The 23,371-nt window shown below is 54.9% G+C and carries 27 protein-coding genes; 16 read left to right on the top strand and 11 right to left on the bottom strand.

Going from position 1 to position 23,371, the window contains the following annotated elements:
• Window positions 1-27: 27 nt before the first annotated feature.
• Window positions 28-246: a hypothetical protein gene (locus F1379_RS02355; protein ID WP_150265958.1), complete on the bottom strand. Its 219-nt coding sequence runs from the start codon at window positions 244-246 to the stop codon at window positions 28-30.
• A gap of 215 nt (window positions 247-461) precedes the next feature.
• Between F1379_RS02355 and F1379_RS02350 the strand changes: the two genes are divergently transcribed.
• Entirely contained in the window at window positions 462-1,574 is a 1,113-nt protein-coding gene (locus F1379_RS02350) for a DNA alkylation repair protein (protein ID WP_150265956.1), read from the top strand.
• A gap of 90 nt (window positions 1,575-1,664) precedes the next feature.
• A complete protein-coding gene (locus tag F1379_RS02345) occupies window positions 1,665-2,183 on the top strand; it encodes a hypothetical protein (protein ID WP_150265954.1) in 519 nt (172 codons plus the stop codon).
• A gap of 19 nt (window positions 2,184-2,202) precedes the next feature.
• On the opposite strand, the gene F1379_RS02340 is transcribed toward F1379_RS02345, so the two are convergent.
• From F1379_RS02340 to F1379_RS02330, 3 genes are all read right to left on the bottom strand, one after another.
• Window positions 2,203-2,499 (bottom strand): hypothetical protein, encoded by a 297-nt coding sequence (locus F1379_RS02340; RefSeq protein ID WP_150265952.1) that lies wholly within the window; start codon window positions 2,497-2,499, stop codon window positions 2,203-2,205.
• A 148-nt stretch (window positions 2,500-2,647) separates the two neighbouring features.
• A complete protein-coding gene (locus F1379_RS02335; protein WP_150265950.1) occupies window positions 2,648-3,550 on the bottom strand; it encodes a manganese catalase family protein in 903 nt (300 codons plus the stop codon).
• Window positions 3,551-3,723: 173 nt separating this feature from the next.
• Window positions 3,724-4,293, bottom strand: a complete 570-nt coding sequence (locus F1379_RS02330) for a hypothetical protein (protein ID WP_150265948.1) — start codon at window positions 4,291-4,293, stop codon at window positions 3,724-3,726.
• Window positions 4,294-4,389: 96 nt separating this feature from the next.
• Between F1379_RS02330 and F1379_RS02325 the strand changes: the two genes are divergently transcribed.
• The 4 genes from F1379_RS02325 to F1379_RS02310 all read left to right on the top strand — a co-directional run bounded on the left by F1379_RS02325 (window position 4,390) and on the right by F1379_RS02310 (window position 7,075).
• Window positions 4,390-4,965: a TetR/AcrR family transcriptional regulator gene (locus tag F1379_RS02325; RefSeq protein WP_150265946.1), complete on the top strand. Its 576-nt coding sequence runs from the start codon at window positions 4,390-4,392 to the stop codon at window positions 4,963-4,965.
• A 278-nt stretch (window positions 4,966-5,243) separates the two neighbouring features.
• Entirely contained in the window at window positions 5,244-5,906 is a 663-nt protein-coding gene (gene rnhA / locus F1379_RS02320) for a ribonuclease H (protein ID WP_150265944.1), read from the top strand.
• Window positions 5,907-5,968: 62 nt separating this feature from the next.
• Window positions 5,969-6,637 (top strand): uracil-DNA glycosylase, encoded by a 669-nt coding sequence (locus F1379_RS02315; RefSeq protein ID WP_150265942.1) that lies wholly within the window; start codon window positions 5,969-5,971, stop codon window positions 6,635-6,637.
• Between the two features lie 33 nt (window positions 6,638-6,670).
• Complete coding sequence (locus F1379_RS02310) at window positions 6,671-7,075, top strand: hypothetical protein (RefSeq protein WP_150265940.1); 405 nt, start codon at window positions 6,671-6,673, stop codon at window positions 7,073-7,075.
• 77 nt (window positions 7,076-7,152) lie between these two features.
• Here F1379_RS02310 and F1379_RS02305 read toward each other — a convergent pair whose 3' ends face one another.
• Complete coding sequence (locus F1379_RS02305) at window positions 7,153-8,253, bottom strand: AI-2E family transporter (protein WP_150265938.1); 1,101 nt, start codon at window positions 8,251-8,253, stop codon at window positions 7,153-7,155.
• Between the two features lie 163 nt (window positions 8,254-8,416).
• Between F1379_RS02305 and F1379_RS02300 the strand changes: the two genes are divergently transcribed.
• Window positions 8,417-8,890: a general stress protein gene (locus F1379_RS02300; protein ID WP_150265936.1), complete on the top strand. Its 474-nt coding sequence runs from the start codon at window positions 8,417-8,419 to the stop codon at window positions 8,888-8,890.
• 36 nt (window positions 8,891-8,926) lie between these two features.
• On the opposite strand, the gene F1379_RS02295 is transcribed toward F1379_RS02300, so the two are convergent.
• Window positions 8,927-9,187 (bottom strand): hypothetical protein, encoded by a 261-nt coding sequence (locus tag F1379_RS02295; protein WP_150265934.1) that lies wholly within the window; start codon window positions 9,185-9,187, stop codon window positions 8,927-8,929.
• A gap of 264 nt (window positions 9,188-9,451) precedes the next feature.
• Between F1379_RS02295 and F1379_RS02290 the strand changes: the two genes are divergently transcribed.
• From F1379_RS02290 to F1379_RS02280, 3 genes are read left to right on the top strand one after another with little or no spacing between them, the layout of a single operon-like run.
• Window positions 9,452-10,216 carry a DeoR/GlpR family DNA-binding transcription regulator gene (locus tag F1379_RS02290; RefSeq protein ID WP_150265932.1) on the top strand — a complete coding sequence of 255 codons (765 nt, stop codon included), beginning with the start codon at window positions 9,452-9,454 and terminating at the stop codon, window positions 10,214-10,216.
• A gap of 29 nt (window positions 10,217-10,245) precedes the next feature.
• Complete coding sequence (pfkB, locus tag F1379_RS02285) at window positions 10,246-11,157, top strand: 1-phosphofructokinase (RefSeq protein WP_150265930.1); 912 nt, start codon at window positions 10,246-10,248, stop codon at window positions 11,155-11,157.
• Window positions 11,158-11,193: 36 nt separating this feature from the next.
• Entirely contained in the window at window positions 11,194-13,134 is a 1,941-nt protein-coding gene (locus F1379_RS02280) for a PTS fructose transporter subunit IIABC (RefSeq protein WP_150265928.1), read from the top strand.
• A gap of 90 nt (window positions 13,135-13,224) precedes the next feature.
• Here F1379_RS02280 and F1379_RS02275 read toward each other — a convergent pair whose 3' ends face one another.
• Window positions 13,225-14,415, bottom strand: a complete 1,191-nt coding sequence (locus tag F1379_RS02275) for an MFS transporter (protein ID WP_150265926.1) — start codon at window positions 14,413-14,415, stop codon at window positions 13,225-13,227.
• A 216-nt stretch (window positions 14,416-14,631) separates the two neighbouring features.
• Between F1379_RS02275 and F1379_RS02270 the strand changes: the two genes are divergently transcribed.
• Both F1379_RS02270 and F1379_RS02265 read left to right on the top strand, forming a co-directional pair.
• A complete protein-coding gene (locus F1379_RS02270) occupies window positions 14,632-15,132 on the top strand; it encodes a Crp/Fnr family transcriptional regulator (RefSeq protein ID WP_150265924.1) in 501 nt (166 codons plus the stop codon).
• Window positions 15,133-15,471: 339 nt separating this feature from the next.
• Window positions 15,472-16,143 carry a YitT family protein gene (locus tag F1379_RS02265; protein ID WP_150265921.1) on the top strand — a complete coding sequence of 224 codons (672 nt, stop codon included), beginning with the start codon at window positions 15,472-15,474 and terminating at the stop codon, window positions 16,141-16,143.
• 87 nt (window positions 16,144-16,230) lie between these two features.
• Here F1379_RS02265 and F1379_RS02260 read toward each other — a convergent pair whose 3' ends face one another.
• On the bottom strand, window positions 16,231-16,566 hold the full coding sequence (locus tag F1379_RS02260; protein WP_150265919.1) for a DUF3139 domain-containing protein: 336 nt from the start codon (window positions 16,564-16,566) through the stop codon (window positions 16,231-16,233).
• A 31-nt stretch (window positions 16,567-16,597) separates the two neighbouring features.
• A complete protein-coding gene (locus tag F1379_RS02255) occupies window positions 16,598-17,446 on the bottom strand; it encodes an ornithine carbamoyltransferase (RefSeq protein ID WP_150265917.1) in 849 nt (282 codons plus the stop codon).
• A 671-nt stretch (window positions 17,447-18,117) separates the two neighbouring features.
• On the opposite strand from F1379_RS02255, the gene F1379_RS02250 reads away from it, so the two are divergent.
• Complete coding sequence (locus F1379_RS02250; RefSeq protein ID WP_150265915.1) at window positions 18,118-18,975, top strand: P-loop NTPase family protein; 858 nt, start codon at window positions 18,118-18,120, stop codon at window positions 18,973-18,975.
• A gap of 72 nt (window positions 18,976-19,047) precedes the next feature.
• A complete protein-coding gene (locus F1379_RS02245) occupies window positions 19,048-19,839 on the top strand; it encodes a TIGR00266 family protein (protein WP_150265913.1) in 792 nt (263 codons plus the stop codon).
• 290 nt (window positions 19,840-20,129) lie between these two features.
• Here the strand turns inward: F1379_RS02245 and F1379_RS02235 are convergent, their stop codons facing one another.
• Complete coding sequence (locus F1379_RS02235) at window positions 20,130-20,864, bottom strand: class I SAM-dependent methyltransferase (protein WP_150265909.1); 735 nt, start codon at window positions 20,862-20,864, stop codon at window positions 20,130-20,132.
• A 496-nt stretch (window positions 20,865-21,360) separates the two neighbouring features.
• Between F1379_RS02235 and F1379_RS02230 the strand changes: the two genes are divergently transcribed.
• Both F1379_RS02230 and F1379_RS02225 read left to right on the top strand, forming a co-directional pair.
• On the top strand, window positions 21,361-22,059 hold the full coding sequence (locus F1379_RS02230; RefSeq protein WP_150265907.1) for a response regulator transcription factor: 699 nt from the start codon (window positions 21,361-21,363) through the stop codon (window positions 22,057-22,059).
• The gene (locus F1379_RS02225) at window positions 22,060-23,034 is read left to right on the top strand and encodes a sensor histidine kinase (protein ID WP_150265904.1); all 975 of its coding nucleotides are present in this window, start codon (window positions 22,060-22,062) and stop codon (window positions 23,032-23,034) included.
• Between the two features lie 163 nt (window positions 23,035-23,197).
• Here the strand turns inward: F1379_RS02225 and F1379_RS30670 are convergent.
• The coding region (locus tag F1379_RS30670; RefSeq protein WP_150265902.1) for an IS3 family transposase at window positions 23,198-23,371 on the bottom strand (174 nt) is incomplete at its 5' end.

Genomic DNA, 23,371 nt, shown 5'->3' with positions numbered 1-23,371 from the left:
GGGAAACCCCCTGTGCGTGTTGGCCGTTTAGGCCGTATTGTGCTGGAATTTCGTTATATCCCGGTCGTAGTGCGAAACGGTTCCGTCGTATTTTTTCAGGCGAACATAGCTCTCGGAGAATTTCTCGATAATCCCGTATCCCACCTGGGCGTACATTCCGTCGGGGTCCAGCTGCAGCGCCGACACATAGGTTTGGGAAAGCGCGGCGACGAAGAAGTCGAGATTCTTGCTTAAGGTTTGCGGCATGTGGGGCACCTCCTGTTAACCCGAATAATTTACGAGTCATTGTAACACGGAAGGCCGTGGAGGTAACAGAGGTAAATGCAAACAGTTGGGTCAATTTCGTGATCTGTCAAGCATAGAATGTCTGAGTCTGCCGAAACCTATCCGTAAAGTTGACATAAAGCTGTCCGGTTCCTTGTGGTACACTGGGCTTCGAATACGGGCAGGAGGAGATTCATATGGCAGAACCTTTGAAAGCAATGTACAACGAGCAGTTCCTGCAAAGCTTCGGCCGGATTATCCGGTCTGCATACCCGGAGTTTGACACCGATAGCTTTGTCCGGACGGCGCTCCGGCAGCCGTGGGAGACGCTGGAGCTTAAGGCGAGGATGCGGCGTATTACGGAGACGCTGGGCGCTTGTCTGCCGGAGGATTATGAGGAGGCGCTGGGCATCCTGTTTGCAATAGACGGGGAGTGTACGGGATTTCCGTATCTGATCTTTCCCGATTTCGTGGAGCTGTACGGCCAGGACGACCGGCATTGGCCGCTCTCGATGACGGCGCTGGAGCGGTTCACAGCCAAGTCTTCAGCGGAGTTTGCCGTCCGGCCGTTCCTGCTGCAGCAGCCGGAACGCATGATGCAGCAGATGCTGGCGTGGTCGCAGCACCCGGATGAGCATGTGCGGCGGCTCGCCAGCGAAGGCTGCCGTCCGCGTCTGCCCTGGGGCCAGGCGCTGCCGCTGTTCAAGCGTGATCCGTCGCCGGTGCTGCCGGTGCTGGAGCAGCTCAAGGCGGACCCGGCGCTCTACGTTCGCAAGAGCGTCGCCAACAACCTGAACGACATCGCCAAGGACCACCCCGGGCTTGTCATTGAGCTGGCCCGCCGCTGGATGGGGAAGGATGCGCGTACCGACTGGATTGTGCGCCACGGCTGCCGTTCACTGATCCGCAAGGCTGTTCCGGAGATCATGGAGCTGTTCGGTTACGCTGCAGAAGCGGAGCATGAGCCTCTGATCGCAGAGGCTTCCTTGTCTACAGAGCCGGATCAGGTGATGATCGGCGGCAGCTGTGAGCTGGATTACCGCCTGAAGGTACGGGAAGGAGAGCCCGTGCGCATCCGTGTCGAATACGGAATTGACTTTGTGAAGGCGAGCGGCAGAAGCTCGCGCAAGCTGTTCCTGCTTGCCGACCGCACGGTGCCCGGGGGAAGCGTGGTAGCCGGCACCCGCAGGCACAGCTGGAGCGATCTGACGACGCGCCGCCATTATCCGGGAGCGCATGGGATCGTGCTGCTGGTGAACGGACGTGAAGCGGCAAGCACTACGCTGGATTTGGAACGCCCGGAAGCTTGAAATCCGGCAGTTATTTTTTTGAAAATCTGCAACTTTTCCACCCCCTTTGTCCGTCTATACTAAGAGAGTGGTGTGAAAGGATGAAGGAACATGCGCAGACTGCTGTCCCGTATACCTGTGTTGCTCCTGCTTCTGCTGCTGGCCAGCTGCGGGAATGCGGGCGATCAATCCGCCGGCTCCGCCATGCCGGAGCAGATGCCGGAGGATTTTGCGTTCTCCGTACAATTCGGGATTACGGCCAAGAATGAAATCAATACTTTTGCAGGGACCGTTACCAAGGATCTGGTCAGCCAGGGGACGGCTACGGCCAATCTGATACTGAATGAAAGCGAGCTTGCCGAGATTTACAGCCGGATGCGCGACCTGCAGGTCATGGGCGAGCTGAAGCTGGACACGGCTACGATGGGCTGTGCGCAAATCCCTTATGACGAGGAGCACTGGCGGATCCGCGCGGACGGTGAAGAGGTGCTGTGGAGCTGGTCGGAGGAGCGCTGCCGGGTGACCGAGGATGCCGAGAAGCTGAAAGCGCTACGGGAATATGTGCTGGGGCTCGTAAAGACGAAGACCGCATATCTGGAATTGCCTGAGGCCAGCGGCGGTTATGATTGAGCAAGCATAATACATAGCGTTAGGGTTTGGATTTGCGTCGGGAGAAGTAGAAAAGGCCGTCCACTGCGATGCCGATGAGCAGGTAAGTGGTGAAATGGAGCAAATAGGCAGTATAACGCACACCGGTGACCGCGCTGTTGCCGCTGTCGAAGTCAAGCATCCAATGCCGAAAGGGCTCCATATCTGCAGCGGCATTCAGAACCGGGTTAAGGCCAATCAGCAGGATGTTCTTGTCATCGTTGCCGAAATAGTGGTTCAGGCAGATCACTATACTCAGAAGCGGCAGCCAGAAAGCGGCTCTACGGTGTAGCCTCATAAGGAAAGCCCCCCTTCAGATTAACTTGCAACATTATTATACTCCAGCACGGCAATACCTTTCTGCACGAAAAAAACACGAAAAAAGAGGTTGTCCTGCAGCAGGAATACAACCTCTTTTTTGAAGCTCCGGCAGGCGCCGGACGCCGTTAATCTTTGATATTGCCGGCCATCTTCAGCCGCTTGGCGATTTCCTTGAACTCTTCCTCGGAAATGCCCGGGGCAAATTCCTCCGGTACCTCAGGGGATGGCGGAATTGGTACGCCCTTCGGTGCTCCGGGGATGACCTCCAGCGGCGAGCCGTCTTCCGGATGGGTACCCTTCCAGATCTGGCCGATGTCGGTGAAATCCTTGTCGCTCCAGGTGTAGAGCTTGGTGTGCACGCCTTTTTCCTCATACTTGGCCGCTTCGCTGAATTTTTTGTTGCTGAGCGAAGGGATCGGCACCAGCTTGGTGACATTGACGCCTGTGGCGATTTCCAGCGCTTTGGCATAAGCCACGACATGGACGCCGCCGCGCACGAGCAGGAAGCCGACTACGGCTCTGGCCGCCGGATGGTCCGTCATTTCGTACACTTTCATTTTATGGGTGCGGGCACCGCATTCCAGGAAGAAATTATGCAGCAGATCCTCCACCAGATTGCCGCTGTTGAAGACATAAGTCCCGTTCCAGGGATTCCCCATGGAATCGAATGGCATGGCCCCCTGGGCACCGGCGAGAAAATGATAGGACAGCCGCGCATCCTTGACCGCCTCCAGCGGATTCTTATCCGGCTCCTTGTAGGCGGTGGAGCCGCGCAGACATTTGTTGACGGCGTGGGAGACAAGCTCCACATGCCCCAGTTCTTCGGCCGTGATGCTCATGACCAGGTCATAGAACGGCTTCAGCTTGTCTTTGGACCGGAAATTGAAGGATTGGTACAAATAATTGTTCAGGGTCGACATCTCTCCGAACTTCCCGCCCAGCAGTTCCTGCACAGCCGCAGCCGCATTGGGATCGGGCTTTTCCACCTCGGGAATTTCAATCATGATCTCATCCATACGTTTGAACATGTAGTGATTGTCCTCCTTCGCACGTTGGCACTAGAGTAGGTGCTGCTCTGTTAAATTAAACCAATTGTGCATTGGCCAAACATTTGCAGAGTCTCATAATCAGCCACTACTACAGATAACAATGCGGAAGAGCGTATGGCGAAATTTTGACATTGGAGCATGGATACTCTGAATTACTTCTGAACCTCTGTTACACCGGTAACGATCCCTTGATCGTTGGAGTTGAACGTTGATTGGTATTGGTCATTGGCAAAATAGACATTCCCCTGAACCGTCGCGTTCATTACGGTAAAGCCGTCGGCCTCGACATACACATCCCCGACAAAGATACCGCCCTGCAGCTGGGTGTTTTCACTGCGGATCGTCATTTTTGGTGCCGTAAGCTTAAAGGAAGCGGTGATATTATGCTCCGCATCCTGGGTATAGAGGGCGATTTTGCGGGCAGGCTTCTCCTTGTTGATGAATTCCCCCTCCACTACCAGATCCTCTGTAAAGGTCAAGTCATTTAGTGTGGCGGCGATCCAGGTGCCCTCCTTGCTGATGGCTTTCTTAAAAGCGTCGTTGTTGTCGACTACAGAAGCGGATGTGACGGCATCTGGAGCTGCGGTAGCGGCGTTTTGGCCATTCTCCGCTGACGTTCCGTTGCCCCCATTGTCCGCTGTGTTGTTATCTGAACTGCCGCAGCCGCTCAAGACAACCAAGGTCAACGCTAAAGATAGAGCAATACTGGTGATTCTGTTCATGGTTTAACCCTCCTTGTAAGTGTGCTTCCTGCGAAGCATATTGTTTACCGGTCGTTCTATTAATGATAAGATAATGGCTGAAAGGAGCGGATGGCGATGGCCAGAAGCAAAGAATTCGACGTCGATGATGTGCTTGGCAAAGCCATGGATATTTTCTGGCGTCAAGGCTATGAAAAGACCTCCATGCAGGACCTTGTTGCCGGCATGGGTATTCATAAACGCAGCATGTATGATACCTTCGGGGACAAGCATACCCTGTATCTCAAAGCCGTGGAACGTTATGCCGAGGGCTTTGCGGCCAGAAATTACGGACCGCTTGAGGCGGCTCCAACGGTGAAGGAAGCAATCCGCCGGCTGTTCGAAGCGGTGGTATACCGGGAGGCGTCCCAGCCGAAAGGCTGCCTGCTCGTCAATTCGGCGGTCGAATTGTCTGTACACGATCCGGAGGTTGCCGACCGGGTGAATGAAGCATTCTTCAGAACCGAACAGCTGCTGGAGCAATTAATCACAAAAGGCCAGGCCAGCGGCGAACTTACAGCCGCACTTCCGGCGGCGGCGTTGGCGGCTTGTCTGCATAACGCTCTGGTCGGTCTGCGTGTTATGGTAAAGACGACAGCGGATAAAGACAAGCTCCAGTCTGTGGTTGACACGACCCTGGCGGTTCTGGGTTAACCCGCTGCGCATAGTATAAGCAGCCAGGCAAAGAAATATCCGCCATAGAGTACGCTGCAAAACGGTCCATTCCTTTGCGGGAAATGTTTATGGGTTTTTATTTCGGGGTCCCCGCAAAGTACCCGGCATACGCATCGGAGCATCACTTCACTTTGTGGGGAATGTTTGTGGGGAATCTTTGTGCTTCTAACCGGCTGCGGTTTGGATTACAATATTCTTCTGACGACTGTGGATGCAGAAGAATCGAAATAGCAGGATTAAAGAAGGGAATGTAGGCGATGGCCAAGCAGAAGTATTACGTAGTATGGGAAGGAAAGCGGCCGGGTGTCTACGGCACCTGGGCGGAGTGCCAGGCCCAGACCAATCAATTTGCCGGCGCCAAGTTCAAAGCATACGAGTCGCGCGCAGAAGCGGAAGCTGCGTTCAAGGCTGGCTGGAAGGGGAATTGGGGAAGCGGAGCTGCGGCTTCAGGGACAAAAGGCAAGCCAGCCTCATCCTTCAGACGGAGCACCGCTGCTGCTTCAGAGCCTGCGGATATCGACTATGACAGCGTCTCTGTGGATGTGGGCACCCACGGCAATCCGGGACCGGTCGAATATAAAGGGGTGGATACCCGCACCGGCGAGGTCATTTTCTCTTGCGGACCGATCTCCAAGGGTACGAACAACCTTGGCGAATTTCTCGCCATTGTCCATGCGCTGGCCCTCCTGAAGAAACAGGGTAGCAGCAGGACGGTGTACAGCGATTCGGCCAATGCCCTCAAATGGGTGAAGCAAAAGAAAGTCGCCACCACATTGCCGCGCGATCACACCACGGAAGAAATCTGGCTGATGGTGGACCGGGCGGTGGGCTGGCTGCAATCTAACCAATATGAGAACAAAGTACTTAAATGGCAGACAAGCGTATGGGGAGAGATCAAGGCGGACTACGGCAGGAAATGAGCTCATAATTGGGTAATAACGGGTAAAGAATGAGAATCATACGACAAGCGGAGGATAATGTCATGTTCGGCAACGATTGGGACGAGGTGCTGCAGGAAGAGACGCAGAAGGACTATTTTCAGGAGCTGAGATACACACTGGCCCGCGAATATAAGGAGTATACGGTATACCCGCCGAAGGAGGAGCTGTTCTCGGCGCTGAAGCTGACGTCTTACAGCAAGACCCGGGTGGTCATCCTTGGGCAGGACCCTTATCACGGGGCCGGGCAGGCCCACGGCTTAAGCTTCTCGGTAAAGCCGGGGGTGCGGATTCCCCCGTCGCTGCGCAATATCTATGCGGAGCTGCATGACGATACCGGGGCAAATATTCCGAACCACGGCTCGCTCCTGCATTGGGCAGAAGAAGGAGTACTCCTGCTCAATGCAGTGCTGACCGTACGCGAAGGGCAGCCGAATTCGCATAAGGGACTGGGTTGGGAGCAGTTTACGGATGCTGTTATGGAGAAGCTGAATGAGCGCGGAGAACCGCTGGTATTTATTCTCTGGGGCAGTCATGCACAGGCCAAGGGAGCGTATATCGACCGCACGCGCCATCAGGTCATCCAGTCTCCCCATCCCAGCCCGTTCTCGGCGCACCGCGGTTTTCTGGGCAGCCGGCCGTTCTCCAAGGCCAACAGCTATCTGGAATCGCACGGCATGAAGGGCATTGATTGGTCCATACCCAATCTATAAGGGTAGTGGAGACACGGTGAAGGGGGAGGACGCATGAAGCATTGGGTAGGCAGACCGGTTATTATGTATTGCGGTGAGAAGCCGTACACGATTCTAAGAGGAGTTCTGCGCAAATGGGACGCAGCCGCCGGAGTGGCGGTCATCGGCCATCAGGAAATCGCCGTCCCCTTTCACGATATTGTGTTCATCAAGGCGCTAGCCCCCAAAGAGCGGGCCCTGGCGCCGGTTCTTCACTCCGTCGGTTTTTGTCTGCGGGAAAGATTGCAGTTCGACAACGCTATTTATTTCAAATCGGCTGTCACAGTCTGGAGAGGCGATCAGCTGGTGGCCTATAATACAACGATCATTTCGCATACCAAAGGCTCGGTTACATTGCAGGGCGGTCAGCATGTCCCTAAGGGGGCGCACTTGTTTGTCGTCCGTTCCCTGCGCGGCTGATTGCCTGTCTGGAACTGAATAAAGGCCGTCCCGGCAGCTGCTTCACAGCTGCCAAGGGACGGCCTTTTTGCGGATGCTTACATTTGCTCGTCTTCGAGGGTTCTGATATCTTCCCCCCGTTCGGCTACGATAATGTTGTATACCTTCAGCACGATGATCTTGAGGATCATGTAGACCGGGAGTGCGATGAGCACACCTATAATCCCGTAGAAATCTCCACCGATCAGCACCAGCAGCACTGTCGTGAGCGGATGCACATCCAGTGATTTGCCGTATATTACCGGAGACAGCACGTTATCCTGAATTTGCTGGGCAACAATGATGATTACTACCGACCAGATAGCCATCGTCGGAGATTCGATAAAGCCGACAATGACGACCGGAACCGCGGCCAGCAGCGAGCCGACGTAAGGGATGAAGTTCAGCGGAATGGAGATGACTGCCAGCAGCAGCGCATACGGCAGGCCGATCAGCAGGAAGCCGATGTACAGCATCACGCCCAGAATGACATTGAGCAGCACACGGGTAACAATAAAGCCGCTAAGGGCGGAATCAATCTCCTTCAGCGTATCATGGCCTTCCTTGCGGAATTTGCGCGGTACAATCCCCACCAGTATCGGATTCAGCTTATGCCCGTCCTTGAGCATGTAATACAAGATAATCGGCAGAGTGGCGATGACCACGAATATGCTGGAGACGACACCGATCAGATTGGTCATGGAATTGGTGACCCAGGTAATCGCCCGGTTCAGATACTCGGTAATCTTGGAGGTCAGTTCAACATCCTGCTGGAAAAAGCGCGACAGCGCCGGCTCGTTCTGCAGCCGGGTAATCTGGCTCTGAATATCCTGAACCAGATAGGGCGTGTTGTTGATAAAGTTCTGAATCTGCTCGCGCAGGGTCGGCCAGACCAGCATCCAGAAGAGGACGAAGATACCGACTATCGCCAGGTAGATCAGCAGAATGGCGAGTGCGCGGTTGACCTTCTTGCGCTCCAGGAACTTGACCAGCGGCCGCAGCAGATAATAGAAGAATCCCGACAGCATCATCGGCACAAGCAGCAGATTGAAAATATTGATCAGCGGGTTGAAGAGAAAAATGACCTTGGAGCCCAGATATAGAATGGTCAAAAAGGCGATAATAGCGAGACTTGTCCGAAAATACTTGCTCTGCAGCACAGCGGCACCTCTTTTATGTATAAGATATGACTCTTTAATACGGACAGGATTTATCCCGGTTCTATCTTTTTAACCGATTTTCAGAGAATTGATTCAAGCGCGGCTTGCTCCGGTTCAGCGGCAGGGGCGGAGGTTAATACCGGTGTATCGGGAGGGATGAAATGTGGCCAAGCTGATTGTAGGAATATTCGGGCACCATAGTGATGCTGCGCTGGCCATTGCGGCGCTGCTGGAGAGCGGATTCAAGAAGAAGCGGATTTCGGCGGTGACCAAGCAAAAGAGCGCGCTGGAGCGGATAAGTAGGGATACGGGGATAGGTCCGGCCAAGCTCGGGGCGGGAAACGGAGGCTTGTTCGGCACAGCCAGGGAAATCGGTGTCGGACTCGATATGATCCCCGATACGGCGGTAGCTGCCGGGTCCGCTGCTACCAAGCTGGCGGGGGCGGATCTGGATATTGACGGTCTGGCCGTCAGCCTGATCGGCAGCGGTATCCCCGAAGAGGATGCCTTGAAGTATGCGAGGCATGCCGATCTTGAGCATATTATCGTCTTTGTGGAGCTGGAAGATGAATCCGGGCCGGAGGAGCAGGAGAAGGCGAATACTATCTTCGCCGGGCATCATGCTCTGCCGCTCTAAGGCCGATCCGGATTTAGCGGAGGATACGTATATGACTTAACGCGGCAAACGGGATTTCCGTTTGACCGCTTTTTTTTTGGATTGGACAAAGAGAAGCGGATCAATATCCGCCTGGCCCCCGGTACTTTTGGTTACCTCCCTGGCCTTGACGAGTGCCAGAAAAGCAAAAAACTCGCCCAGCACGGCCAGTCCGGCGGCAATAATCTCTAAATCCTCTGCGGAAAGTTCCTCGGTCTCAAGGGGATTGCCGTTGTTTCCTCCGCTCAGTCTGTTGCCGTTATTGTTGTGAATGGCCATATCTCTCACCCGCTTTTCGCCATATGTATTATAAATTATGAGTGAACCCGGGAAGAGGAATAGGCATTTCGGAGGTTATTTCACGGGGAATCAAAGAGCCGGCGGAGATTGCCGGTTGGAAACGGGCAGGAAGGTACAAATTAACATTTGAAATGCTAATATAAATCGCTTTACAGTCAATGAAAACGCTGTTACAATCATAAATGAGCATAAATGGTCAAAAATAATCACAAAAAACACAAAATGAGCAATGGAGTGAGCGGTATGCTGTTTGAGGAAGAGAGAAAACGCAGCATCGTGCAATATATCGACACCCATACCCGAGGCTCTGTTCAGGAGCTGAGCCGGGGGCTCGGCGTATCGGAATCTACGGTGCGCCGGGATTTGAAGGAGCTGGAGGAAGCGCGGCTGCTGAAACGCACCCATGGCGGGGCAGTTTCTCTGCGCGGAGCCCAGTATGAACCGGCCGTGGCCGACAAGGAGGCGCAGTTCCAGGAGGAGAAGCAGCGGATCGCCCGCAAGGCGGCCGGGCTCGTCTCGGAAGGGGACACGATCCTGCTGGACGGAGGCACGACAACCCTGGAGATTGCCCGTGAGCTGAAGGCCTTTGCCCGCCTTACGGTCATCACCAATTCGCTGCTTGCGCTCGGGGAGCTGAAGGACTGCCGGCATCTGGAGGTTTCGATTACCGGAGGGATGCTGCGGCCGGACACGCTGGCTTTTGTCGGGCCGATGACCGAGCGTTCACTGGAGATGGTGCGGGTGGACAAGGCGTTCATCGGGACGAACGGGCTGGACGCCCGGGAAGGGATCACGACGCCCAATATGCTGGAGGCGGCTACCAAACGCAAAATGATCTCTGTTGCGAAGCAGGCCATCCTTGTCGCCGATCACAGCAAGATCGGGCAGGTGTCCTTCTGCAAGTTCGCCGATCTCCGGGAGCTTGACCACTGCGTGCTTGACGCGCAGACCCCGGACGGGTTTATCCGTGAACTGGGGCTGCAAGGCATTGAGTACACGCTGGCTTAACCTAATCTATTAACAATCGAGGGATAACCATGATCTATACAGTAACGCTTAACCCTTCCATCGATTACATCGCGGAAGTGGATGAACTCCGGGTGGGCGGCCTGAACCGCATGAAGCGGGACCTTAAGCTGCCAGGCGGCAAGGGAATCAACGTGTCGCGCGTGCTCAGCCGCCTCGGCGTGGCGAATACGGCGACGGGATTCCTCGGCGGCTTCACCGGAGGGTTTATCGGGGAGCGGCTGACCGCCGAGGGCATTACCGGCGATTTCGTCAAGGTGTCCGGGGATACCCGGATCAACATCAAGCTGAAGGCTGGTACAGAGACCGAAATTAACGGCGCCGGCCCGGATATTACCCCGGCTGAAGCAGAGGCGCTCTTGCACAAGCTGGATGCCCTCCGTTCCGGAGATATTGTCGTTCTGTCAGGAAGCATTCCACCGTCCCTGGGCGGCAATTATTATGAACGTCTGATTGCCGTCTGCAAACGGCAGGGCGCTGAATTCGTCATCGACACGACGGGGGAGCCGCTGAAACGGGCTATGGCGCTTTCGCCGCTGCTCGTCAAGCCGAATCATCATGAACTGGCCGAATTGTTCGGCGTTGAGAATCTCTCCCGTGATGAAATCATTGTATACGGACGCAAGCTTCTGGAGTGGGGAGCACAGCATGTGCTGGTCTCCATGGCCGGCGAAGGCGCCCTGCTGCTTAGCGGCGGGGAGGTATACTCGGCGAACGCGCCGAAGGGCCGGGTCAAGAACTCGGTAGGCGCCGGTGATTCGATGATTGCCGGCTTCGTCGGTACGCTTTCGCAGGGCGGCAGCGTACAGGAGGCCTTCCGGACCGGCGTCGCTTCGGGAAGCGCAACAGCGTTCTCCGACGATCTTGCCGAAGGCGGGTATATCCGGCAGCTGGAGCCGGGCATTCAAGTTACGCAACTGTAAGAAGAGCAGCATAGAACGAAGCTGGGAGTGATCAAAATGAGAATTACGGATTTAATGATACAGGAAACTATGATTATGGATTTACAGGCGACCACCAAAGAGGCGGCGATCGACGAGCTGATCGCCAGCCTGGCCGCCAGTGGACGGATCAGTGATCCTGTGCTGTTCAAGGAGAAGATTCTGGCCCGCGAGGCCCAGTCCAGCACGGGCATCGGCGGCGGCATTGCGATGCCGCATGCCAAGACGGCAGCGGTGAAGGAAGCGACGGTCGTATTTGCCCGCAGCACCCGGGGGGTGGATTATGAAGCACTGGATGATGAGCCGGCCCATCTCTTCTTTATGATCGCGGCTCCGGAGGGAGCGGGGAATGTACATCTGCGTACCTTGGCCGCATTGTCGAGGCTGCTCATTGAAAGCGAATTCATCGCGCAGCTGCAAAATGCCCGTACGCCGCAGGAAGTGTCGGCGCTCTTTGACGCCAAGCAGGCGGAGGAAGAGGCGCGCCAGGAGCAGGAGGCTGCCCAGACTGCCGCCAGCCAGCCGGCTTCCGGGAAGAAGGCTGAGTCGATACCTGTTGCTCCTGCTTCCAAAGGCTTCGTCGTGGCTGTAACAGCCTGCCCGACCGGCATCGCCCACACGTTCATGGCTGAGGATGCGCTCAAGAAGAAGGCGCGGGAGATGGGCGTTGACATCCGCGTCGAAACAAACGGCTCTGAAGGTGCGCAGAATGTGCTGACGCCGGATGAAATCGCCCGTGCCAGCGGCGTTATTGTGGCGGCCGACAAGAATGTGGAGATGGAACGCTTCGCCGGCAAGCCGGTGCTGCAGACGCCGGTCAGTGACGGTATCCGCAAGCCGGAGCAGCTGATCACCAAGGCTTTGAACGGCGATGCCCCGACCTACCGCGGAGGCGGGGGACAGAGCGGTAGCGCTGAGGTGCAGGAAGGCAAACGCAGCATCGGAAGCAAGATCTATAAAGATCTGATGAACGGGATTTCGCATATGCTGCCGTTCGTGGTCGGCGGCGGTATTCTGCTCGCCGTGTCCTTCCTGCTGGAGCAGACCCTGGGAGCGGATAACCCGCTCGTAGAGCTGCTGATGACGATCGGCGGCGGAGATAACGGGGCGTTCCACTTCCTGATTCCGATCCTTGCCGGCTTCATCGCCCTCAGCATCGGCGACCGGCCGGCGCTGATGCCGGGTATGGTCGGCGGCTTCATGGCCCTGAACTCCGGTTCAGGCTTCCTTGGCGGTCTGGCCGCCGGCTTCCTGGCCGGTTATGTGATCCTGCTGCTGCGCCGGGCGTTCGCCGGACTGCCGAAATCGCTTGATGGCCTCAAGCCGATTCTCTTGTATCCGGTCTTCGGCCTGCTCATTACCGGAGCGGTTATGTTCTATCTGTTCGATCCGGTGTTCAGCTGGCTTAATGAGCTGCTCATTGACGGACTGAACAATCTGGGTACCGGCAACGCCGTACTGCTGGGCCTGGTGCTCGGCGGCATGATGGCTATCGATATGGGCGGACCGTTCAACAAGGCCGCTTACACGTTCGCCATCGGGGTCTTCACTTCCAGCGGCAACGAGAACGGCCTGATGATGGCCGCCGTCATGGCCGGAGGGATGGTTCCTCCGCTGGCGATTGCACTGGCCACAACGCTGTTCAAGAACAAATTTACGGAAACGGAACGCAGATCCGGCCTTACCAATTATGTGCTTGGTCTCTCATTTATCACCGAGGGCGCCATTCCGTTCGCCGCAGCCGATCCCATGCGCGTCCTGACTTCCTGCATCGTGGGCTCCGCCATCGCCGGCGGCCTCACACAGCTCTGGAACCTCAACGTGCCGGCGCCGCACGGCGGGATCTTCGTTGCCGCACTCTCCAGCAATGCGCTGCTGTTCATTCTGGCGGTGCTGATCGGTGCCGTGATCTCCGGTCTGATGCTCGGCTTGTGGAAGAAGCCGCTCGCCGGCAAGTAAATAACCGATTGAGCAGACAGAGCCCGCAGCTCTCCTTACAGGAGCTGCGGGCTCTTTTATTCATGGGGCATTTCTGCACCGTACAACCGGTTAATGCGCCGTTCTGGCCTTGCTTTTGTTCCCGTGCAGGAAGTAGTATCCGGCAATCATCAGCAGCATAAGCACGCCGAGCGAGGCGTACAGCGTTCTATATCCGGTGGAAGGGATAATCAGGCCGAGAGCGTAGGGCCCGAAGCCAAGGCCTGCGTCCAGAAAAATAAAAAAGGTCGAGGTGGCCAGCCCCATCCGCTGCGGCACCGTTGATTTGATGGCAATCGCCTGGGTGGTGGACTGCATATTGCCGAAGCCGAGGCCAATCAGCACTCCGGCCAGCAGCAGCACCATACTTGTGCCTGCTGCACTCAGCAGCAGGAGCCCCAGACCGTAAGCAACAAAGGCGGGATACATAATGTGATTCTCACCCTTGCTGTCCATCAGGCGTCCTGTGAACGGGCGTGAGGCCAGTACGGACACGGCGTATACAATGAAAAAGAAGCTGGCCGCTTCCACCAGCCCGATTTCTTTGGCGAAGAAATTAATATAGGACAGCACGCTGGAGTAGGCGAAGCCGGTTACCAGCACGACTACTGCAATCGGTAGGGCTTTGGGCTCAATCAGTCTGGAGAGGCTGAACGCCTCACGCTTGGCATCGGCGGTGCGGCTTGGCTCCGGTTCTTTCGTGCGCACTGCGAGCGCACCGGTAAAGCTGATAATGCTGAGCGCCAGACAGAAAGAGAAGATTGCGGTATAAGAGGCGATCTGTGTCAGGTAGAGTCCGAGAAACGGGCCAATCGCCGTCGCCAGTGTAGTGCTCATACTGTAATAACCGATGCCCTCGCCTTTGCGGGAAGCGGGAATGATTGCTGCAATGAGCGTTCCGGTAGCGGTGCTGGCGATGCCAAGGGCTATGCCGTGGAGCAGCCGGGTAATGAACAGGAAGGTGATACCTGCTTCAATATAGTAGAGCAGAGAGGTTAGGATGAAGAGGGACAGGCCGAGAAATAATATTTTTCGCTTGCCGAAGGAATCGATAATGCTGCCGGTGGCCAGACGCCCGATCAGCGCACCGATAATGAAAATGCCGGTCGCAAGGCCCGCCTGGCTGGTGGACGCCTGAAGCTCGTCGACGGCATAGGCCGAGATGATCACGATCAGCAGATAAAAGACAAGCATGACGAAGAAATTAATGACGGAGACGACGGTGAAATCTTTGGTCCATAACGGTTCTTTTGAAGCCTTCACTTACAGGAACTCCTTCAATCTGGATTCGAATGCTAGGATATAATGTTCGCACAATGGGATATAAGCTGTCAATAAAACTGGAATTATAATCCATTAAGATCATTAAGTAACTATTTTGGACGACTCTTTGTTTTTTTAATCGTTCCCGCTCCATTTTGCATGCGTATTTCGGTATAATTAGCCATATAATCTACAGAGCACAAAGGAGAGAGCGAGATGATTTTGCACAAGGGGGAAGCATTATTCCGTCAGGGGGATCCCTGCCAGAATCTGTTTCGGGTGAAGAGCGGCCTGTTTAAGGTGACACGGCTGCACGAGAACGGGAACATGGTGCTGTTTAACCTGCTGTATCCCGGAGAGACGGTTCCCCACCATTCCCTCATTTCGCCAAAGGAGGCGCATGGAACGGCGGTCGCCATGATGAAGAGCGAGGTTGAGCTCGTTCCGGCTGCGGAATGGTACCGTGAGCTGCGCGAGGACCCGGAGAAGGTGATGGAGATTGCGCTGCTGCTGCAGGAGAAGGTGCGGTTCATGCAGACGCGCATTGATCATCTCACCGTCGGATCGCCGGGTGAACGGATGGATCTGCTGAAACGCTGGCTCGGCGAATACGCGCATGGCGCCACACTGACAGACCTGTTGACGCAAGAGGAGATCGGGCAATTGATAGGCGTGCGGCGCGAGACGGTCAACCGTCTGCTGCGCAGCCAGGACTGATTTACCGGGTTAGAAATTGCTTTTTTTTGGCAAGCTGTTTAGCCTTCACCCTTCGCGTGGTATAATGTAAGCAGAACATATTCAAAAAACAAAAAAAGAAAGGATCAGGATACCATGTGTCCCCGAAGGACGATTCCCCAAAGGACGATTTGGAAACGTTATGATCTCTCTTATACTTAGCTTCCCTGCCGAAGATGCGCGTCGCTTGAATTAGCTGACGAAGCCGCCTCGAACGCGGGAAGGGAGAAAGAAGTATGCGAAGGACCAACTCCTCAAGGTATACCCGTCGTAGAGGCTGCGGATTCGTCTAGCCGCCATTTACGATAAGGGGAGACCTGTATGAGGAAAGACAACGGCGGTATGCCAATGCCGCTTCGACTCACCGTTATTTTGCTGGGAAGTTTTCTGCTTGCATTTACTTATTATCATATCAATTATCAGAACCATTTGACCGAGGGCGGCTTTGTAGGCTTGTCCCTGCTGGGCAAATACGTATTAGGGATTTCACCATCGCTGTCCATTCTGATTATGGACATTCCAGTGCTCATTATTGCCATGCTATTTAAGGGAAGAACGTTCGTCTGCAATACATTCATCTCAGTGGGAGCCTACACGCTCTTCTACGGGCTGATGGAGCGTTATTCCGGGTGGGTCATTGATTTGCACGATAATTTGCCGGTTGCGGCCTTATTGTCGGGCGTATTGACAGGCCTCGGCGCAGGACTCGTCCTGCGAGGCGGCGGGGCAAGCGGCGGAGACGATATTTTCGCCGTATTGATCAGCGAATGGAAGGGAATCAAAGTGGGTACTGTGTTCATCCTGATGGATGTCGCCGTGCTGGCACTGTCGCTCTTTTATATGCCGCTCAAGGAAACCTTGTTTACGGTAATGGCCGTGGTTGTAGCAGGCTATTGCGTGACCTTTGTAACAAGCGTGGGCAAGCGGAAGTTTGTCAAGGCGCCGAAGGTACAGCCGAAGCTGGGGCAGGCGCAGGATAGTACAGTAGCATAAGTTCAGCAATGGAAGATGTGAACATAACCAGCCCCTGAGAATCAGGGTACAGGAAGACCAGCCGGAGCTTATCCGGGCTGGCCTTTTTTATATATCGGTATCTGCGTGCTTATAGGGTCTGCGGCCATCGTCCACGCCGTGTACCGGAGCCATGCTGTATTGATACATCCGGCCGTTTTCCTTGCGGTAGAAATAGCGTGAACCTCTGTCATCGCTGAAAATAACCGTGGTACTGACCACCGGCGCCTTGCCGATGCTTGTGCTTATGGTGTGGATCTCCGGCCGGGAATATCCCTTTTCGTTGATAAGATAAGTTAAGATTTCTTGGTTCATCCGGTGCTGAAAAATCTTGACCCCCGTGTAACCGGCTCCGCAGAGCAGAACCAGGGCCAGCAGCAGAACCGCCCGTAATCTACGTTTCATTCATGAGCCACTCCTTAACACCAATCTCTCCTCAGTTTAGCAGACAATGCAGAAGAATGGCTTGCTGGACACAGAGCAGGCTTTGCTTGAATCCGTACCCGACAAAATAAGGCGAAGCAAGAATATCTTCATGAATCTCCAGCCCGCGGGTGAACGGAGGACACGGGTTAACGAGCGCATGGAGTCTGGCTGAGTTTCTTAGCTTCGGCACCGTTATCTGATATTTATCAATATATTCCGGTGTTCTTAGTCCAGAAGGCAAGGCGTCGGTCATAATCACGTCACTCTTTGCCAGCGCCTCTTCCAGTCCGGTGTAAAAATGATAGCCGGCGCCAGGTGAGCCCAGTTCATAGTCCGGTACGCAGACGTGGTTGAAGCGCAGACCGAGCACTTGGCAAGCCTCCATCCAGGAATTGAACACATTCCCCGGAGGCCCGACGAAGGTATAGGCCAGCTCTTTGTAGTGCTCCCTCATTTTACGGATCGCGTAGAGGTCGGATAAAACTTCACACGGATGGTGGTTCGCGCTCATGGCATTGATCACCGGAATTGGCGAATGCCCGGCCAATAACCGGAGCTTGTGATCGTCAGGATGCCTGATCACCAGGCCATCAGCCCAATTGGCGGCGTACCTGGCAACATCCTGCAGATCTTCCTGCTTATCAAGGGTCTGGGGTGGGAACAGCACGCATGAACCACCCAATTCCTGGATGCCGCGCTCGAAAGTGAGCCGGGTCCTGAGGCTGGTATCGGGAAAGAAGAGCAGGAAGCATTTGCCGGCTAATAGCGGCCCTCCGCGTCCTACGGCAATACGGTCGGCTGTTTCAAAAATATTCATGATCTGTTGAGCGTCGAGTGTCCGGATATCCGTCAGATGCATATAGTCACCTTGCCTTCTGAGAAATAAATAGATTGTATTATTATACGATAAAAAGCATAAAATTTCATTCCGTATAAGTTGAACTTAAGATTAGCCGGATAAGGACTGAAAGTGATTTCAGTAAATGTACAGACTTTCATGCGCTGCCCGTTCCCCCGGTAACCGGATGGATACCGCTATTGGCTGTATGATTCACTGGCAGTCAGTTCTGAATAGTTATGATGAAAGATAGGCAGACCCTGTTTAACAAGGATAAATGTATTGCGTACAACTATTTGTTAGGTCTATACCTATCTTGCGAAGGATAGATGTATTTTGTGCAACTAAAATCAGCATATTGGGATCAAACTGCCTTAAAGTAAGAAAATAGATGTACGAAATGCAACTATTGCCGGAAAACGGCTTGTTTAGATGGATATAGTTGTACAAACTGCAATTAGCAGCTTAGAAATTTGCGGGCGGGCAACGGACGTAAGTCCCAATGTTCTCTGAAGTCACGGCTAATCCCAACATAAAATTTTTAATTCAATCTATATAGAAGCAACCAGAAACGGATATATTTCGCAGGATTAGCCGAGAATCATTTGAAGCATCCTTTCCCTTGTTCCATACCGGTACGGCTTGATATGCTGTTACAATAACCAGTTATAGCGGAAATGAGGCTGAGATCTATGACAACAACGAAGCTTATTCTGGTGGAAGGGCTGCCCGGCGCCGGAAAATCGACGACAGCGCAGCTTGCCGGCAAGCTGCTTGCTGAGCAGGGCTATAAGGTGCGGCTGTTCCTGGAAGGCGGGCCCGATCATCCGGCAGACTATGAAGCAACCGCCTGTATGACCGCCGATGAATATGCCAGGCTGCTGCATGTCTGCAGCGGGGAACAACGGGAAATAGTAGAGGAGGCCGCTTTCAAGTGCGGCGGGGAGATTTTTATACCCTATGGATCCATTGAACGGAAGACCGGCAAGCCTTGGTCTGAGGATATCCGGCAGCTTCTGGCCGAAAAGGATGTCTATGAACTGCCTTTGGCACAGAACAGGAGAGTTATCGCGAACCGCTGGAGACGTTTCAGTGAAGTGGCGCAGCAGGACGATGCCGTAACAGTATTCGAGTGCTGCTTCATACAAAATCCGGTTACGATGGGCATGATTAAATATGGCGCGAGCGCTAAGGACGTTAACGCTTATGTGATAGAATTATTGGAAAGTATCCTGCCGCTTGATCCTCTGCTGATCTATGTAGGGCAACGGGACGTGGAATTCACCTTCCGCAAGGCACTTCAGGAGCGGCCCGGAGAATGGTCGGAAGGCTTCATCCGCTACTACAATGAACAGGGGTATGGCAAGGCGCACGGAGCATCGGGAGTGGAAGGAACAATTCGGGTGCTGGAAGCCCGGGCTGAGCTGGAACGCAGCATAGTTGAAGGCTTGGCGATGGACAAGGCGTATATCGACAACTCTGCCTACGATCCGGGCCAGGCCGAACAGGAATTGCGGACAATCATCGAGAAACATATTACGGGAAGTTGAAACCGGAGAAGTTGAAGGTGCGTATATTTCTCATTCAATTCATGTGGAAGCTAATGAAGGGGGAAGCGGCAAATGAGTGCTCACGAAATCGATTACCGGATTATGGGCGAAGAAATGCAATGTGTGGAGGTGGAGCTGGACCCCGGTGAGAGCGTCGTTGCCGAAGCAGGGAGCTTTATGATGATGGACCCGGAGATTTCGATGGAAACGATCTTCGGCGACGGCAGCGGCAGTCGGGGCGGCGGACTGATGGGCAAGCTGATGGGTGCGGGCAAGCGATTGCTGACGGGTGAAAGCCTGTTCATGACCGTGTACACCCATACAGGCCGATCCGGAAAAAGAAGCGTCACCTTCGCTTCGCCGTATCCCGGCAAAATCATACCGCTGGACCTGCAGCAATACGGCGGCAAAATTATCTGCCAGAAGGATTCCTTCCTCTGCGCGGCCAAGGGCGTCTCGGTCGGCATCGAATTCCAGCGTAAGCTGGGCGCAGGCTTCTTCGGCGGCGAAGGCTTCATTATGCAAAAGCTGGAGGGCGACGGACTGTCCTTTGTCCACTCCGGCGGTTATGTGCTGGAGCGCACGCTTGCCCACGGCGAGACGATCAAGATCGACACCGGCTGTCTGGTGGCTATGACGTCCTCGGTTGACTACGACATCGAGTTCGTCAAAGGAATCAAGACAGCCGTGTTCGGCGGCGAGGGCCTCTTCTTTGCCACCCTGCGCGGACCGGGCAAGGTCTGGATTCAGTCCCTGCCGTTCAGCCGCATGGCTGACCGCATCCTGTCGGCCGCCGGTAACGCCGGCCGCCGCGAGGAAGGCAGCATCCTCGGCGGCCTGGGCAATCTGCTCGACGGCAGATAACTAATAATGAGGCTATGAAACAGCCGTCTCCTGCGGGTTAACCTGCGGGAGGCGGCTGTTTGGCGTTGTTGGCGGTGTGTGCCGGAACACGGGAATGCACCGGCGGGTTCAAGGGAAAGGCAACTCAACGAAGCAATCGGACATGTATCCAAGGCTATTTCCAGCCGCGCGACCATCCCTATTCTTACCGGACCAAATTTGAAGTCTGCTACCAGGGCGTTCACACGTTGGTGGTTGAGCCGGCAATCGGTAACGCACCGGCAAATTCACCGCACACTCGGCGTCACATGCTACCCCTTGACGGCCGACAGCAGCAGAAACATTGGCCGGCGGACTTCCTCCTGCCATGCCGGATGCTGCTCCAGCTGCTGCTGCGTCGGCTTCAGCTCGGACAGCTCGGCGAGCTGAAAGCCGTTGCCGTGCAGCGTGTTCAAGTAAGTGGCCAGCGTCCGGTGGTATTTCACCACATCCTCGTCAAGGAACCTGGCGGTTCGCGGCCCTTCTTCATGGTAACGGTCCAGCGGCCAATGCAGCTTCTCTCTGGTCTCGTTATAGCACCAGTCCTGCGCTGCGAGGGCGGTGAACACCGGATGCTCCACCGACAGCACAAAGCTGCCGCCGGGCTTGAGACAATGCCGGACGCTGCGGCAGACTGCGGTGAAGTCGGCGACATAATGCAGTGCCAGCGAGCTGAGCACGAGATCGAACTCATTGGCGGCGAAGTCGGCATCCTCGATTGCCATCCGCCGGTATTGAATCTGGGCATCGTCAGTCATTTCCCGGGCCCGGCTCAGCATGTTCTCCGACAGGTCAATACCCACGACCGAGGCCGCACCTTGTTCGCGGACATAGCGGCAATGCCAGCCGAAGCCGCAACCCAGGTCGAGCACCCGCTTGCCGCGCAGCTCGGGCAGCATGGAACGCAGCTCGTTCCATTCTCCGGCCGCCTCCAGTCCGCCTACGGAGCGAGGCATCTCGCTGTATTTGGCGAAGAAGCCGGAGTCGTCGTATTTGTTTTGTTTCATGGATGGCTCACCTCACGAAATTGAAATTTCAGAAGCTTTGAAAAAGCTTTTCGATCCCCCTAAATCCCCCTTCGCCAAGGGGGACCCCAAGGGTTCCACCCTCTGGACACCCGGAAATGGGCGAAGATGCTCCTTTCGCGCGTTGCGTGGCGACGCTTGCGCATGAGCGCTTGCCGTTCCCTGCGGGAACACGCTTAACGGCGGCGCGGGATAGTGTTGGCAGGGGGCGTTGCGGCGCTTGCAGCGTTTAAATCCTTCGCTATACCGTTGCCGAAATCCAACCATCTGAGCCACCTCCCGCTAGTTTTCTTATTTCCTTATTGTTAGCCTGTTAACGGCTGTGCATTTTTCATTCTAACATCGTGTGTCCATTGACTTTAAGGGTCAAGCTCGCCTGCGTCCAGTATACCGTAAATTTGACTATCCGGCAGGTACTGGTTATATTATGGGCAAACGCCCCGGCATCGGCCGGAGGCTGCAAGCGGAGGCCTGTATAATGTTTAAAATAATGATCGTCGAGGATGACCAGGGACTTGTGGCGCTGCTGCAGGAATATTTACATAAGTTCGGATACGAGACACAGGCGGTGCGCGATTTTGACGAGGTGCGGAGCGAGTTTGAAGCCTTTGCCCCGCATCTGGTGCTGCTGGATGTCAATCTGCCCCGCTTCGACGGCTACTACTGGTGCCGCCAGATCCGGGGGATTTCTACCTGCCCGATTCTGTTCATCTCCGCCCGCGACGGCAAAATGGAACAGGTGATGGCGCTGGAAAACGGTGCGGATGATTATATCACCAAACCGTTCGATTATGAGATTGCCATCGCCAAAATCAAAAGCCATCTCCGCCGCGCCTACGGCTCATACGCCGCCGGGGGACAGGAGCGCAGCCTGCATGTTGACGGGCTGACGCTGGATGTGGAACGGCTTGTCCTCACGCGGGGCGGTGAGAGAGTCGATCTAAGCCATACCGAGGCGAAGATTCTCGATGAGCTGATGCAGAAGAACGGCCGGGTAGTCACTCGTGACCGGCTGCTGGAGAAGATCTGGGACGACCAGGCGTTCGTCGATGACAACACGCTCAATGTCTATGTTACCCGGGTGCGCAAGAAGCTGGCCGCGCTGGGCATTCAGGACGGCCTGCAGACGGTGCGGGGCCAGGGATACCGACTTCAAGCGAATTGGGGAGATGAGTGAGTGAAGCTTTTTTTACGGGAACAGACGCCCTTAATTACTGTATATCTGGCCCAGCTTTTGATGATCACACTGGTGTACCGGCTGGACGGGGGCAGCGGAATGAACGTGAGTCTGTACGCTGCGCTGCTCAGCACTTGTCTGCTGCTGGCTTATTTGGCTTACCGCTATTTTACGAATCGTTCCTTCTATATAAGAATGGAGAATTTGCCGTCTTCCCTGGATGATTGCGGAGGTCCCGAGCAAAGCTCCCCGCTGGCGGAGAGTCTGCGTGCTCTGCTGGCCCGCCAATTCCGGCTGTACCAAAGCGACCTGCACAGCTACCGCCACAAGCTGGAGGAGCATATTCACTTCATTAACCAGTGGGTGCACGGGATGAAGACGCCGCTGTCGGTCATTCACCTGATGATTCAGGATAAGGACGGGACGCCTTTTTCGGCAATCGGGGACGAGCTGGACCGGCTGAAAAAAGGTCTCGACACCGTGCTCTACACGGCGCGTCTGGATACGTTCGAGCATGATTTCTATGTAGAACGCCTGAATCTGGAGGAAACGCTGCGGCGGGTAACCTCGGAGCAGAAGCGGCTGTTCATCCGTAAACGGGTATTTCCGGCGATTGAAGCGGACAAAAGCATTCATATTACCTCGGACGAGAAGTGGCTGTCGTTTGTGCTGACCCAGCTGATTACGAATGCGCTGCGCTATACGGTGGAGGAGGGACGAATCGTACATTTTCGCGGATACGAGCTGGAGAAGGGGAAGGCTGTACTGGAGGTGCGCGACGAAGGCGTGGGGATTCCGGCGGGCGATTTGCCGCGTGTGTTCGATGCTTATTTTACCGGAGTGAACGGCCGCAGCTTCCAGGAATCCACCGGCATGGGGCTGTATCTGGTGAAGCAGATTTGCGGCAAGCTGGGCCACCGCGTAGAAATTGAGTCCGAAGTAGGGAAGGGGACGACGGTGCGGATCCTGTTCTGAGGCGAATTTGCTTCATGATGGTTCGGCCTGCGGCATTGCGCAACGGATTATAGTGATGGAAATGTAAAGCGCTTGAGTTGCTTCGAAAATACGCTGGTATCGGTGCGACCCCCTAATTCCGGAGTCCTCCGTATAAAATTGAATATTGCCGTAGACATGCTCTTTATTTCGCTTTTTTCCTCGGCCAGAAGAATTCGGAACGGTCTTCTAGGCTCATGACCCATTCCAAAAATTTAACCGGTGGCATTCTGCGAAGGCTCGTATGCATTCTGCGATTGTTGTAGAAATCCATGTAACGGTCTACGGCTTCATAGGCATCTTCGAACGTTGCAAATTC

Source organism: Paenibacillus tepidiphilus, from assembly GCF_008635795.1.
GTDB lineage: Bacteria > Bacillota > Bacilli > Paenibacillales > Paenibacillaceae > Paenibacillus_AQ > Paenibacillus_AQ tepidiphilus.
This window is presented reverse-complemented; position numbering and strand designations above follow the sequence as displayed.

Coding starts and splice junctions, on each gene's coding strand:
- F1379_RS02315 (WP_150265942.1), top strand. CDS start 5,969: ATGTTCGGCAACGATTGGGACGAGGTGCTGCAGGAAGAGACGCAGAAG.
- F1379_RS02280 (WP_150265928.1), top strand. CDS start 11,194: ATGAGAATTACGGATTTAATGATACAGGAAACTATGATTATGGATTTA.
- F1379_RS02245 (WP_150265913.1), top strand. CDS start 19,048: ATGAGTGCTCACGAAATCGATTACCGGATTATGGGCGAAGAAATGCAA.
- rnhA (WP_150265944.1), top strand. CDS start 5,244: ATGGCCAAGCAGAAGTATTACGTAGTATGGGAAGGAAAGCGGCCGGGT.
- F1379_RS02235 (WP_150265909.1), bottom strand. CDS start 20,864: ATGAAACAAAACAAATACGACGACTCCGGCTTCTTCGCCAAATACAGC.
- F1379_RS02310 (WP_150265940.1), top strand. CDS start 6,671: ATGAAGCATTGGGTAGGCAGACCGGTTATTATGTATTGCGGTGAGAAG.
- F1379_RS02250 (WP_150265915.1), top strand. CDS start 18,118: ATGACAACAACGAAGCTTATTCTGGTGGAAGGGCTGCCCGGCGCCGGA.
- F1379_RS02270 (WP_150265924.1), top strand. CDS start 14,632: ATGATTTTGCACAAGGGGGAAGCATTATTCCGTCAGGGGGATCCCTGC.
- F1379_RS02290 (WP_150265932.1), top strand. CDS start 9,452: ATGCTGTTTGAGGAAGAGAGAAAACGCAGCATCGTGCAATATATCGAC.
- F1379_RS02260 (WP_150265919.1), bottom strand. CDS start 16,566: ATGAAACGTAGATTACGGGCGGTTCTGCTGCTGGCCCTGGTTCTGCTC.
- F1379_RS02355 (WP_150265958.1), bottom strand. CDS start 246: ATGCCGCAAACCTTAAGCAAGAATCTCGACTTCTTCGTCGCCGCGCTT.
- F1379_RS02350 (WP_150265956.1), top strand. CDS start 462: ATGGCAGAACCTTTGAAAGCAATGTACAACGAGCAGTTCCTGCAAAGC.
- F1379_RS02340 (WP_150265952.1), bottom strand. CDS start 2,499: ATGAGGCTACACCGTAGAGCCGCTTTCTGGCTGCCGCTTCTGAGTATA.
- F1379_RS02230 (WP_150265907.1), top strand. CDS start 21,361: ATGTTTAAAATAATGATCGTCGAGGATGACCAGGGACTTGTGGCGCTG.
- F1379_RS02330 (WP_150265948.1), bottom strand. CDS start 4,293: ATGAACAGAATCACCAGTATTGCTCTATCTTTAGCGTTGACCTTGGTT.
- F1379_RS02255 (WP_150265917.1), bottom strand. CDS start 17,446: ATGCATCTGACGGATATCCGGACACTCGACGCTCAACAGATCATGAAT.
- F1379_RS02335 (WP_150265950.1), bottom strand. CDS start 3,550: ATGTTCAAACGTATGGATGAGATCATGATTGAAATTCCCGAGGTGGAA.
- F1379_RS02265 (WP_150265921.1), top strand. CDS start 15,472: ATGAGGAAAGACAACGGCGGTATGCCAATGCCGCTTCGACTCACCGTT.
- F1379_RS02345 (WP_150265954.1), top strand. CDS start 1,665: ATGCGCAGACTGCTGTCCCGTATACCTGTGTTGCTCCTGCTTCTGCTG.
- F1379_RS02295 (WP_150265934.1), bottom strand. CDS start 9,187: ATGGCCATTCACAACAATAACGGCAACAGACTGAGCGGAGGAAACAAC.
- F1379_RS02325 (WP_150265946.1), top strand. CDS start 4,390: ATGGCCAGAAGCAAAGAATTCGACGTCGATGATGTGCTTGGCAAAGCC.
- pfkB (WP_150265930.1), top strand. CDS start 10,246: ATGATCTATACAGTAACGCTTAACCCTTCCATCGATTACATCGCGGAA.